Origin of the sequence: Amycolatopsis panacis (assembly GCF_003600245.1) — a bacterium.
In the GTDB taxonomy this organism is placed as follows: domain Bacteria; phylum Actinomycetota; class Actinomycetes; order Mycobacteriales; family Pseudonocardiaceae; genus Amycolatopsis; species Amycolatopsis sulphurea.
This window is the reverse complement of the sequence record NZ_QZFV01000107.1, coordinates 1-12,585: the sequence shown is the minus strand read 5'-3', so window position 1 is coordinate 12,585 and position 12,585 is coordinate 1. Positions and strand designations below refer to the sequence as shown.

Sequence of the window (12,585 nt, the reverse complement as noted above, 5' to 3'; positions counted from 1 at the left end):
TCCTGTCGCCTGCGACCACCGAACACCCGCGTCTCCCTTCGTCGGTTCCGGACCTGGCTGAGACGGTTCTCTCCGTCTCAGCGTCGCATCCTCCGCGCTACCCAGTGCCCGAAAGCGTTGATCTTTGTCCTCCGGCCCTGGAGTGTGCGCTGCCGAGAGCCGGCAGAGGTACCGCCGCACAGGCGTCGGACGGAATGTCTGGCACGATCGCGGATGAATGTTGCGAAGCAACCTGTTCGATACTCGGACGAGGGCTGGATTGTTCAACATCAGCCACGCCAACCGGAAATGACCTGAACCGTAGAGCCCCTTACTCGCGACGGTTGATCATGGCGTCGGCATTGTCGGCAGGGGTGGCCGGAGTTGCGTGGTCAGGATTCACGGATGTCCAGTCGCTGTCATAGACGATCGGGTCGAACGGTTGGGAATCGAGGATGATCATGTCGACGCGTGGAGTGTTCAAGAGGTGTGGGTGCCGGGAGCCGGAGACGGGGAAGCAGCGGGGAGCGGAGTGTTCTCGCTTGGATGAGGCAGGGCACGGGTCGTGGTGGTTCACGGCCGAGGGGCCGGTCACGGCTGACGGTGCGCGTTCGCGGGTGCGTCGTGGCGGGTACGCAACAGAGGAAGCAGCGGGAGAGGCGCGGAATCGCACGTTGGCGGCGGCGAAGGGGATCGGGTTGACGACCGGTCAGTGGCTGGATCGTTGGCTTGCAGGCAGTCGACTTCGGTCGAGCACGGTGCGTGCTTACCGTGGGCATGTGACGGGCTATTTGAAGCCGCGGCTGGGGCACGTGCCGGTGGCGGCGCTGAGCGTTGCCGATGTCCAAACAGTCTTCACCGCGATAGCTGGCGAGGCAGGAATTGGCGGCAGGAGGCTTGCTCCGGCATCGGTGGCCCGGATCCGTTCGACGCTGAGTTCAGCTTTGACCGCCGCTGTCCGAGAGCAGGTTATTGCGCACAATCCGGCCCGAGGAAGGGAGATCGATCTTCCGAAGGCACGCAAGCCGAGGCCTCTGGTATGGACAGACGCGCGCGTCGCCCATTGGCGTGAGACTGGCCGTACGCCTGGGCCGGTGTGCGTGTGGACCCGGGAGCAAACCGTTGAGTTTCTGCGTGCCATTGCTGGAGAGAAGCGCTATCTCTACTACCACTTGATTGCGGTGACGGGTTTGCGTCGTGCTGAGGCGGCGGCGTTGCGCGAGTCAGATGTGGATCTTCGAAGCAGTGAGGTGTTCGTGGCACCGCAGCCGGGCCAGCAGGCGGATGATGACGGCGAACTCAAGAGCCCGGCCAGCGCTCGCACCTTGGCACTTGATCACGTCACCAGAGGGCTGCTCAGGCGCTACCTCGCAGACCGTCGTAACGTGCCCTCCGCCGAGGACGGGAACCGTTACCTGTTCAGCACTCCGGGCGGGCGGCCTTGTGGGTTGAGTTTGTTCTCGCACGAGTTCAAAGAATTGCTCTATGGATGCACGAGCCTTCCGCCGATCCGGCTGCATGATCTTCGGCACGGCGCTGCGTCGCTGTCCTTGGCTGCGGGCAACGACCTCAAGGACATTCAGGAGATGCTCGGGCACGCCTCGCTGTCTTTCACCGCCGACTACTACGTCTCGGTCTATCCCAGCCGGCGGCACAGTACGGCCGAAAGGATTGGAAGCTTCTTGTTCCCCGCGAAATCCAACCGGTTCGGCCGGGCCAGCCGCCAGGTCCTCTGCTGCCGGCGGCTAGCCGGACGTCTCGTTCCCGGCAGCAGCCAGGGCCGAACGTCGGCAACGGATCACAAATCCGCGGGAAACAGCGGAACTCGCTAGTCCACTGCCAGGTTGACCAGTGGAAACCATCAGATGCCGTCGTAGCGGTGTCTCCGATTGGGCTCCGTTGCTCAAGCCGTGCTCACTGGATCCGCGTGCAGTGCCGGTTCCGGGCACACCTCAGGGCCCATAACGTCATGGCGCGCCAGCGGTTGGCCTCGGCAATCGGCCAGGTGCTTCCGACTTCGCGACTTCCTGTCATCAGGCTGTCTACCTGCAGAAATAGGCCGCGTAGCACTGCGTCGGGCGATGCTGTGGAATCGTCGGGGCCGTGGCCGTTTTGTCACGGCCCCAACGCGGAGACGCCGACCCGGTCACGCTGCTGGGCACACCCCGACCCGCGGACTTCTCCGATGATCATCAGATGCGCTGCTTCCGCAGGTCAACGGGATAAAATGAGTGGGCCGCCAGGGGATCGAACCCTGGACCCGAGGATTAAAAGTCCCCTGCTCTGCCAACTGAGCTAGCGGCCCGTGGGGAGAGTTTAGCGTGGGGTCGTTGGGCGTTGCGGGCGTGGTGTGCGATGGCGTGCCGGGAGTTGTGCGGAGGTGGACGGCCGTTGGCTCGGCCTAGGGAGGACTGGGTGCGTTGGCTGGTGAGATACCGGGCTGAGTGGCTCACCGGGTTCGTTGTCGGGCCTGAGGGCGTGCGTTGTGGGCTTTTGCGTGGCCGCTGTGTTCGGGGACGCGTCCGACGGCAGCGAGTGTGTAGGGCGCTCGGGGGTTGGCGGTGTTGTCGGGCTCGGGCCAGCAGCCGGGGGTGGTGATGCCGGGGTGGAGTAGGTCGAGGTCGGCCAGTAGTGAGGCGAAGTCGGCGGGACTGCGAAGCAGGTGGTGGGGCGGGGCGCACCTGTGGTGTGCTCGACGCCATCGTGCGGTGTCCGCGCGCAGGTCTTCGAGGACGCCGGTGTCCGCGGGTGGTCGCAAGGGCTGGTCGGCAAGGTGTGTGGCGGCGATCAGGCTGCCCGGCGCGAGCCTGCGGGCGAGGCGGCGAGGCACGCTCCGCACGTTGATGTCGGGCTCGCCGAAGTGCAGGATGTCCACGGCCAGGACGCACACCCGCTGATCGAGATCAAGTAGTCCTCGCTTCGCGAGGCTGGCGAGCATCCACCCAGTCGCGAAGACATTTCCTTCCACGAAGGTGGATCGGTGCCAGTCCGGAGGCTGGTTCTCCATGTCCAGCTCGGCTCGTGCTCTGACGATGACGTCGTGGTCGATCAATACGATGCGTGGGGCGGGTTGGGTGCGCGCGGCGGCGATGGCGGCGTGCGCGGCGCTGATGTGCGGGTCGCCGGAGCCCAGCTCCAGAAACTGCGTGATGCCCAGCCCGAGGGCGTAGTTGATTGACCTGCTCGTCGCCCTCAGCGCCTGCCTCCCGCGACTCGCGGGCCAGCAGCACCCAAACCAGCTGGTCAGGGTCGCGCTCGATCAGCGTCCGACCCCGCTCACGACGTGGCTGCGAAACTCCCAGGACACCTGGTGCGCACTAGAACATCCACAGCTACGGCGACGAAGTACCTGAGTTGGCGAAGTTCCACGCGCCCAGTCTGCGCGACGTCAGTCGAGCCGGGCCAGACGCGCGGCGCTCTCGCTGTCCGGGGCGGCACTCAGCGCCCGTGAATCCGTTGGCCGGGGCCAGTTGACAAGCCTTCCCGGGGCTGCCAGCCTTGGCGTAAATTACCGATGTTCATTTCATCGAACGCGGAGAAATCGAACGCGGAGAACCGGAGGCGAGTATGCCCGACCGCGCCGGAAGCCGGGTGACGTCCACGAGTCCGCGCCTCGGCCGTTTCGGCGCCGAGTTCGTCCGTGATCCCGATGCCGCGGTCAGTGCGCTGCTGGCCGACGTCGCCGCCGCACGCGGGCCGGTCATCGAGGACGTCGCGGGTGCGCCGGATGCACTGGTGACCTTTGTGTATGTCGACGATGTCGACCAGGTCGAACTCGGCACCCAGGCCCTCATGCTCGAAGTTCCGCGCAACAGTGAGCGGATGCGTCGCGTGGCGGGCGCGGATGTCTGGACGCTGGTGCTCCGCGTGGCCCGCGATATTACGACGGCGTACTGCTTCCAGGTGGACCCGCCCACGCTCGGCGACACCACCGAGGAAATGATGGCGACGGTGTCCGACCCCGAGCGGCATGCCGCGTTCGTCGCCGCCGACGCCCGTTCGATACGCGCCGATCCGTACAACCCGCGCCGGGTGACCGATTCGATGAGCGATTCCGGCGAACTGCGCAACAGCGTGCTGGTCATGCCCGATGCCGCGGCGCTGCCGGCACAGGCGGAGGTCTCCGATCGGGTCGAGGAGCATGCGCTTCCGGGTGGGCGGCGGGTCGATCTCTACCGGCCGGTGAACGGGGGCGACGACCTGCCACTGGACGGCGAACACTGCCGGCAAGGGCTGGTGCTGGAGCACCTCGACGCCGCGATCGCCGAAGGTCGTGTTCCACCGGTGTGGGTCGTGCTCTGGCACAATCTCTCGCCGACCTCGCGGATGGTCGAGATGGCGTGCAATCCCGTCCTTCCGGCGGCGCTCGCCGACGAGCTTTTCCCTTGGCTCCACGCGCGCGGGCTGCTTCCTCCCGTCTCGCAGCGCGTGCTGGCCGGCTTCAGCTACGGCGGGCTCGCGACGGCGTACACCGTCTTGCATCGCCCGGATCTTTTCGGCGCCGCGCTGCCGATCTCCGCGAGCCTGTTCTTCACGCCCGACCCGAACACCGAGCAGGCCGAATGGCTCGCCCGCCAGGTGCGGCCCGGCAGCACGCGGGCCAGGTGGTTCCTCGCGGTGAGGCAACTGGAGGACACCGCGATCGGCCTGCCGGGCGTCGCGGCCGGCACCACGATGGTGAGCAGCGCCCGTCGCTTCCACGACGCGCTCCGTGATGCGGGCGCCGACGTCGCCGGCCTGCTCGAATATCCCTCGGGGCATGGAGATGTTCACCGTGCACGCGGCGGTCGAGCAGGGGCTGACCGCGCTGCTCACGCCTCCGGCTCGGTCGGCAGATCTCGCAGAATGAAGTCGAGGTGAGCGCTGATGTCGTCGCGGTGCCCGCTGGGGTGCCGGGCGAGGTAGCGGGCCGTCAGTGGGCCGGCGTCGGCTATGCGGTCCGCGACCCGATCCTGCAACGGGCGTCGCCGCGGGGCCCTGAGGTTGGCTGCGGCCACCGAATCGCCCACGGCGACCGTGACCAGCAGCCGGTACAACACGTGCGCCTGCGGCTCAGAGGCGCCGGCCTCGATGAGCGCCGCGAGCATCTGCTCCGCGTAAGCCATTTGCGCGGAGCCCGACATCTCCGGGATGTGGCCGACGGTGTTGCTGAGCATCCCCGGCTGGTCGATCCCCGCTCGGTGCAGCCGCGTGACCAGTTCGCGGATCCGTCGCATCGGGTCGGCGGGCAGGGGCTGCTCCAGCAAGTCGCGGATGAACGCGTCCGCGATGGCGTCGATGAGTTCTTCCTTGTCGGCCATATGGTTGTAGAGCGAGGCCGGGGTGACGTCCAGCTCCTGCGCCACCAGGCGCAGCGACACGTTGGACAGACCGAGTCGTCTCGCCACCCGGGTTCCCGCGGCGACGATCGACTCGCGGCTCAGTCCGGCCGACGTGCCGCGGCCACGGCGAGAGGCGTTCATCGTTCAGCACCGTACCGAAATGGAGGGAAATGATGTCCGAGAGTGTTCGCCCCGAGAGCGTGGGCCCCGACTGGGAGCATCTCGACCGCCTCATCGCCGCAGCCGGGCGCACCGGGAATATGGGCCGCGAGTTCCTGCACTCGATGACCGAGGGGTGGCAGGCGTCGTCCTTCGACGATTCCGAGTGGACGGGCACCCCGCCCCGGCGGGCACGTCGCGACCGGGTTGCCGCGGAGCTGCGGGGTACGACGGTGCTCGTGCCCGTCGGCGTGCTTGTTCGCCGTACCAATGACCTGCACTATCCGTTCCGCCCCGGCACCGACCACATGTGGCTCGCCGGACCGACGGATGCGGGCGCCGTGCTGGTGTTGTCGGCCGAGGGCGACTGGACGCTGTACGTGGACGAACGCCCGCCTCTCGGCGACCCGATGGCGTTGCTGGACATCACGCGCGGCGCGATCTGGGACGGGCCACCGGTTCCGCCTGAGGTGCTGAGCAAGCGGCTAGGCCTCGACGTGCGGCCGATCGACGAGCTGGAGCGGCACGTCGCCGGGCTCTCCGCCCGCGCCGTTCGGGGCCTCGACCCGCGCGTCGATGCCCTTTCGGTCGATGACGACGGCGAACTCGAACAACACCTCGCGCGATTGCGGCTGATCAAGGACGAGTACGAAATCGCGCAGCTTCAGGACGCTGTTGACGCCGCGGTCCAGGGCTTCGAAGCGGTCGCGACCGAGCGTCGCCGGCTGCTGCAGCACGGAGAGGCATACGTGGAAGGACTTTTCGCGCTGCACGCGCGGTCGCGTGGCCGCGGTTTTTCCTACACGCCGGTGGTCGGCGCCGGCGTGCACGCGACCGTGTTGCACTGGTTCGGCAACGACGGCCGCATCGACGAAGGCGACTTGCTCCTGCTCGACGCCGGTGTCGAAGGGGCCGAGCTGTACAGCTCCGACATCACGCGCACGCTTCCGGTGTCGGGACGGTTTTCCGCAGTACAGCGCGATGTGTACGACATCGTGCAGGCGGCTCACGCGGCCGCGCTTGCCGCGGTGCGTCCTGGCGCGCCGTACACCGCGGCCGGCGAGGCTGCGCGCGCAGTCCTGGTGGACGGGCTGCGTGACCTCGGCGTGCTCCCGCATCCCGCGCTGGCGCATCTGCCCGACACCGAGGCCGTTCGCCGGTGGTCGCTGCACGGAGTCGGGCACATGCTCGGCGCGGACGTGCACGACGCCGGTGTGATAGCGGCGGAATACGCGGCGGGCACCTATCAGGTCGGCCACTGCCTCACCATCGAACCCGGCCTGTACTTCTCGCCGTACGATCAGTGGGCGCCCGAACACCTGCATGGGGTGGGAGTCCGCATCGAGGACGATGTCGTGGTCACTGCGGACGGCGTGAAAGTGCTTTCCGCCGCACTGCCGACGAAAGCGGGCGAGGTCGAGAGCTGGCTGGAGGACCGCTAGGGGTACCGGCTCAATACGACGGAGTGGGCGCGAGACTTCCGCGGTTCTTGGCTTCAGCGGTCAGATGGCATCCGGTGCGAACCAGGAGTGTCGTGTTGACGGCGGAGCCGAAGTTGAGTTCAGCCCGGTACTGATCGCGGAAAACGATCTCGTTGTCGTTGGGTCGCTTCACGGTGACTTGTCCGGCGCCGAACCCGTAGCTTCGAGCGATTTCGCGTACGTCCGTCGCTGCTTGCTGCCATTCCTCGTTCGGTAGATTTCCCGGCGCTGTCCAGGTGGGCAGGCTGCGCGTCTCGGCATCGGCTCGGCCAGAGACATCGATTGCCGCGAATTCCCGGCTGCAGCCTGCCCGGCCAGCCTCGTCTGTCTGCGCCCAACGGAGCGCGGGGAATCTGGCTGCCAGGTGCTCCCGAACTTTCGGGAGACCTCGTCGTAACGCGTGGTGGCCTGGTCTATATCCGGACGTTCGGTGAGTGGGTATTTGAGGCGGTGGGCCTCAGGCACCGTCATAAACCCCATGTGCGATCCCTCCCCATGATCGTTCCCCACAGCGTACGAGACCAAGACCAGCCAATACCCGCCTTTGATCACAGCCGGGCCGCACAGGCACAGACCAATCGGGCAAGGCGTGGAGACCCTCGGCCCGCGTAAGATCAACCGGGCACAAGGTCATCCTGGTGAAGAGGGGGTTCGGTGTCCAATCCGCTGGTGGCGCCGGTAAAGGAGACTTCGGCGGTGGCCGGGGTGCCGTTGCTCGAAGACGCGACGGGGCTGAAGGACGCGATCGAGAGCAAGAACTGGGCGGCCGTAGCCGTCGGTGCGGTGGGGACCGCGCTGGACGTGCTGACGGCGGTGATGGACCCGTTCGGCGCGATCTTCGCGGCCGGCGTGGGCTGGTTGATGGAGCACGTCGGCCCGCTCAAGGAGGCGCTCAACGCGCTCACCGGCAACGCGGACGAGATCGAGTCCCAGGCCGAGACGTGGACGAATGTCGCCAAGGAGCTGGAAAGCGTCTCGGGCGAGCTGGCGGAGCTGGTCAAGAAGGATCTGGAGGGCTGGCAGGGCGAAGCGGCCGACGCGTACCGCAAGCAGGCCGAGGACACCTCGCAGCTGCTCGCCAGCGCCCAGAAGGGCTCGGAGGGCGCGGCCAGCGGGGTGAAGACCGCTGGTGAGGTCGTGGCGGCGGTGCGGTCGCTGGTGCGGGACACGATCGCCGATCTGGTGGGGCATCTGATCAGCTGGGCGCTGCAGGTGGTCTTCACCATGGGCGTCGGGATGACCTGGGTGGTGCCGCAGGTCGTCTCCGCGGTGGCGAAGACGGCGTCGAAAATCACCCAGGTCACCACGAAGCTGGTCAAAGCCCTCAAAGCGTTGATGCCGCTGCTGAAGAAGGCCGGGACGCTGTTCGAGGAAGCCGGAAAGGCGTTGAAGGGCATCAAGGGTGGCAAGCCGAAGCCCGGCGGCAAGCCCAAGGACATCGACACCCCCCAAGGCGCCCCGGGCAAGGACGACGGCACCACGACCGCGGGAAGTCACAGCCCCCCGAAGGACGGCGGCACCCACGGTTCGGGCAAACCGGATTCGCCGCCACCCGGTGAGCGTGGGGGTGACGGGGAAGGGGCTGCCACCAACGGCGGCGGCTCCTCGTCGAAGTCGAAGCCCGACACCCATGACCGGCCGGTGCCGGATCGGCGGGTGTGCCGGGACGAGGTGCCACCGAAGAAAAAGAACACCTGCGGCGACCCGGTGGACATCGCCACCGGCGAGGTGATCATGGAGCAGGTCGACCTGGAACTGGGGGCGTTCCGGATCGGCCGCGTGCACCTCTCGTCCTATCGCGCGGGGCGCTCGTTCGGCGCCACCTGGGCGGCCACCGAGGACCAGCGCCTCGAAATCGGCCGGCACGACGTGCGCTTCGTCGGCCCGGACGGGACGATCCTGACCTACCCGCTGACCGCGCCCGGCGCGCCGGTGCGGCCGGTGAGCGGCCCACGCTGGATGTTGCACCGCGACGCCGACGGCAGCTTCACGCTCGACCAGGGCGACGAGGGACGGATGCTGTGGTTCGCCGGCTCCGGCGTACGGCCTGGTGCGGTGCTGCCGGTGCAGGAGATTCTCTTCGCGAACGGTGAGACCGCGCGCTTCACCTACGAAACCGGTGCCCTGAAAGGTATTCAGCACTCCGACGGCGCCCGCGTCGCGTTCCGGCACGCGAAAGGGCGGCTGATCGAGATGCGCGTCCTCGGCGCCGAGCAGGTGCCGGACGTAGTGGTCCAGACCTATGGGTACGACGAGCATGGCCACCTCAACGCGGTGGTGAACTCCTCGGGTCTCGCCCTGCGGTTCGACTACGACGACGCGGGCCGGTTGACCGGCTGGCAGGACCGCAACGGCGTTTGGTACCGCTACCTCTACGACGCGCACGGCCGTTGCATCCGGACCGTCGGCGCCGAGGGCTTCATGGACGGCACCTTCGACTACGAGCCGGGCCGCACCCGCTACACCGACGCCCTCGGCCACGTGACGAGCTACGAGCTGAACGAGCGCGGCCAGACCGTGCGGCTGACCAACCCGCTCGGCGCGGTCACCGAATTCGCTTGGGACGAAAGTGAAAACCTGATCTCCCGGGTTGATCCGCTCGGCCGGTGCACCACCTATGACTACGCCTCCGAGGGTATTCTGCGCCACGTCATCCGCCCGGACGGCAGCGTGGTCACGCTCACCCACGAGCAAGGCGCGCTGACCGCAGTCGCCATGCGGATCGAGGATCGCCTGTGGCGCCGGGATTATCGCTCCGGCGCAGCCCCCGACCCGGTGACCACGCAGGTCGGCGCGGCAATTGCGGCGCTGCCCCCGGCCGTCGCCGAGGTACTGCCCGAGCCTGCCGAACGCGACCAGTTCGGCAGGCCGCGTTCGGTGCGCGAGGCCGGCGGCCGGGTCTTGCTCGGCTGGACGGTCGAGGGGCTGCCCTCGGCTCGTACCGGCGCGCGGGGCGAGCGTGAGGTGTGGCATTACGACGGCGAAGGCAACGAACTTGAGCACATCGACGAACTCGGCAGGCTGACCCGCCGGGAATACGGCCCGTTCGACAAGCTCATCGCGGTCACCGATCCGGCGGGCGCGCGCACGCAGTACGGCTACGACAGGGCGCTGCAGCTGGTATCGGTGACCGATCCGCTGGGCCGGGTATGGTCGCTGCGTTACGACGCCGCGGGGCGGCTGAGCGAGCAGACCGACTTCGGCGGCCGGACCTGGACCTTCGAGTACGACGCGGCAGGTCAGCTGGTGCGCGTCATCGGGCCGGGCGGGGTCACCGAGAACCGATACGACCTGCTCGGCAACCTCGTCGAGGTCCGCGCCCCGCACGGAACGACGACCTACGAGTACGACCCGGTCGGCGAGCTCATGCGGGTCGCCTCGGCGGATTCGGTGGTGGAGTTCGAGCGGGACGAGCGGGGCCGGGTCGTGCGCGAGACCATCGACGGCCGTTCGGTCACCTTCGCCTACGACGAGGAACAGGCCACCATCCGGCGGCGGACACCGTCCGGAGTGGACAGTGAGTGGTCCTTCGACGGCCAGGAGCGCCCGGTGGCCCTTGCCGTCGGCGGACACACCGTGCGTTTCCGGCTCGACGAGCAAGGTCGCGTGCTCTCCCGTGAAACCGATGCGGCAAGCATGCTGCAGCAGACCTACAGCCCGCGTGGGCTGCCGGCCGGGCAGACCCTGGCGACCCCGGCCGGTGGCGTGCTGCGCCGAGCGTTCGATTACGCCGCGGACGGAGGTCTCGCCGGGGTGCGTGACGAGCAGATCGGCACCACAGGCTACGCGCGGGACGCGGCCGGCCGCATCGTTTCGGTGTCCGGCGCCGCCGGGCCGGAACAGCTGGGCTACGACCTGGCAGGCAACCTCACCCAGTGGTCGGGCGCCACCGGCGGCACCGACGAATACGACGGCCTCGCCCGGCGGACCCGGCACCACGAACCGGGTCCCGGCGGCCCGCGGACCTGGGAATACCACTGGACCGGCGAACGGCTCACCGGCGTGGGCACCCCGGACGGCGGGCGGTGGCGCTACCGGTACGACCCGCTCGGCAGGCGGATCGCGAAGCAACGGTTGCGGCCGGACGGTTCCGTGGCCGAGTGGGTGCGTTTCACCTGGGACGGCACGACACTCGTCGAACAGGAGCACGCCGACGCCACCGGCGCCCGACGCACCACCACCTGGGAACTGCGGCCCGGCACCGGCGAACCGGTCGCCCAGCTGGAACGTGACGCGCTGGGCGCCCGGTTCTTCACCTTCGTCACCGACGGCGTCGGCACGCCGACCGAGCTGGTGGACGAGGCGGGCCGGGTGGCCTGGCGCGGCGCCCGGACGTTGTGGGGCCGGGTGCGGCCGGTTCCGTCGCCGGCGGGCACCCCGCTGCGTTTCCCCGGCCAGTACGCGGACCCGGAATCCGGCTTGCACTACAACGTTTTCCGCTACTACGACCCGGCCACGGCGCGGTATCTCAGCCAGGATCCGCTCGGCATGGATGCGGGCTCGAACCCGACCGCGTACGTCGCCGACCCGTTCGCCGAATTCGACGCGATCGGCCTGCTCACCGAATGCGAGCGGAAAGAGCTGGAGGCGAAGAACAAAGCCGCGGCGACCGACCCGCAGAGCCGGCATAATGCCGCCAATTCAGGCGGCAGCAGTGACACTCCGTCGGGCAATTCGAACAAGCGGAAGGCCGAGGACCCACCGGAGGACACCACGCAGCCGAACTCGAAGAAGACGAAGAACGACCCGTGGGAACGAGTTCCCTGGACCAACGAGACCAACCAGCACCTGCTCGACCAGAAAGCGGGCCCGAATGGCCCGCTCAACGGCTGGAAGATCCCGGAGCGGGCGAGCAAACCGGGGGAGCGTTGGGACGGGCGGCACATCATCTCGTTCCAGACCATGCGGGACAACCTGCAGAAATGGGTCAACCACCATTATCCGCCGGGGCATCCCGAGCGGGACAAAATGTACAACGAGAAATATCCCGAGGTGCTCAAACAGCTCAACAGCAAGAAGGAGAACCTGCCCATCGGGGAGGGGACCACGAACAGCTCACTCGGGGCCATCGTGAAGAACTTCCCGGTCGTCGAGAAGCGGGTCGACGGGACCTACACCCCCTCCGGCAAAACCCATCCCGATCCGCCGATGAACCCGGAGAAGGCGCTGGACAAGTCCGGTGGTTACAGCAAGCCGCTGAAGGGCGAGTTCGCCAAGCCGATCTACGACGCGTTCCCCAACAGCAAGGGCTTCTCGGGCGACTACCGGCATTTCGGGACCCCGGAGCAACAGCGGCCGCTGCTCAACGACATCCGGGACAGCGCCGACTTCGACTGGCCCGGCGGCAAGCCGCAGCAGTTCGAGGACTGGTCCAGCTCGTTCCGCGAGTTCAACCAGCTCGGGCAGCACCCTGAACGGTTCGGCCCGGAGGATCTGGACGGGGTGATCGACCGGTTCATGAACCTGAAGGCCCCGGACGGGTCGCACGACAGCTTCGACCAGTTCAACCACCGGCCGGGCGCCACCACCAAACCCCTCACCAAGAAGTAACCGTTCTTGAAGGCTGTGAAGGGACCCTTCACGGACTCAGAGTCCGTGAAGGGTCCCTTCACAGCTGCGGCAGGCAGGCTCAGGTGAGCAGCGCG

The 12,585-nt window shown here is 67.8% G+C and carries 8 protein-coding genes and 1 tRNA gene; 4 read left to right on the top strand and 5 right to left on the bottom strand.

Annotation, left to right across the window (positions count from 1 at the left end; genetic code table 11):
• Positions 1–310: 310 nt before the first annotated feature.
• Complete coding sequence (locus D5S19_RS33605) at positions 311–442, bottom strand: hypothetical protein (RefSeq protein WP_267901144.1); 132 nt, start codon at positions 440–442, stop codon at positions 311–313.
• Between the two features lie 316 nt (positions 443–758).
• Between D5S19_RS33605 and D5S19_RS22920 the strand changes: the two genes are divergently transcribed.
• On the top strand, positions 759–1,811 hold the full coding sequence (locus D5S19_RS22920) for a tyrosine-type recombinase/integrase (protein WP_158605614.1): 1,053 nt from the start codon (positions 759–761) through the stop codon (positions 1,809–1,811).
• 400 nt (positions 1,812–2,211) lie between these two features.
• Here the strand turns inward: D5S19_RS22920 and D5S19_RS22915 are convergent.
• Both D5S19_RS22915 and D5S19_RS22910 read right to left on the bottom strand, forming a co-directional pair.
• Positions 2,212–2,284, bottom strand: a tRNA-Lys gene (locus D5S19_RS22915).
• Between the two features lie 144 nt (positions 2,285–2,428).
• The gene (locus D5S19_RS22910; protein ID WP_233574104.1) at positions 2,429–3,112 is read right to left on the bottom strand and encodes an SAM-dependent methyltransferase; all 684 of its coding nucleotides are present in this window, start codon (positions 3,110–3,112) and stop codon (positions 2,429–2,431) included.
• 458 nt (positions 3,113–3,570) lie between these two features.
• Here D5S19_RS22910 and D5S19_RS22905 point away from each other — a divergent pair, with 458 nt between their 5' ends.
• Positions 3,571–4,839 (top strand): enterochelin esterase domain-containing protein, encoded by a 1,269-nt coding sequence (locus D5S19_RS22905; protein WP_158605613.1) that lies wholly within the window; start codon positions 3,571–3,573, stop codon positions 4,837–4,839.
• Here the strand turns inward: D5S19_RS22905 and D5S19_RS22900 are convergent.
• On the bottom strand, positions 4,791–5,441 hold the full coding sequence (locus D5S19_RS22900; RefSeq protein ID WP_120025465.1) for a TetR/AcrR family transcriptional regulator: 651 nt from the start codon (positions 5,439–5,441) through the stop codon (positions 4,791–4,793). The two genes, D5S19_RS22905 and D5S19_RS22900, sit on opposite strands and share 49 nt — an antisense overlap.
• Positions 5,442–5,470: 29 nt before the next feature.
• On the opposite strand from D5S19_RS22900, the gene D5S19_RS22895 reads away from it, so the two are divergent.
• Complete coding sequence (locus tag D5S19_RS22895) at positions 5,471–6,901, top strand: aminopeptidase P family protein (protein ID WP_120025464.1); 1,431 nt, start codon at positions 5,471–5,473, stop codon at positions 6,899–6,901.
• A 10-nt stretch (positions 6,902–6,911) separates the two neighbouring features.
• Here D5S19_RS22895 and D5S19_RS34235 read toward each other — a convergent pair whose 3' ends face one another.
• On the bottom strand, positions 6,912–7,382 hold the full coding sequence (locus tag D5S19_RS34235) for an LppA family lipoprotein (protein WP_120025463.1): 471 nt from the start codon (positions 7,380–7,382) through the stop codon (positions 6,912–6,914).
• A 212-nt stretch (positions 7,383–7,594) separates the two neighbouring features.
• On the opposite strand from D5S19_RS34235, the gene D5S19_RS22885 reads away from it, so the two are divergent.
• A complete protein-coding gene (locus D5S19_RS22885; RefSeq protein WP_120025462.1) occupies positions 7,595–12,490 on the top strand; it encodes an RHS repeat-associated core domain-containing protein in 4,896 nt (1,631 codons plus the stop codon).
• Positions 12,491–12,585: the final 95 nt, after the last annotated feature.

What these genes read in the sequence shown, in the direction of transcription:
- D5S19_RS22895 (WP_120025464.1), top strand. Translation starts at nt 5,471, where the DNA reads ATGATGTCCGAGAGTGTTCGCCCCGAGAGCGTGGGCCCCGACTGGGAG.
- D5S19_RS33605 (WP_267901144.1), bottom strand. Translation starts at nt 442, where the DNA reads ATGATCATCCTCGATTCCCAACCGTTCGACCCGATCGTCTATGACAGC.
- D5S19_RS22900 (WP_120025465.1), bottom strand. Translation starts at nt 5,441, where the DNA reads ATGAACGCCTCTCGCCGTGGCCGCGGCACGTCGGCCGGACTGAGCCGC.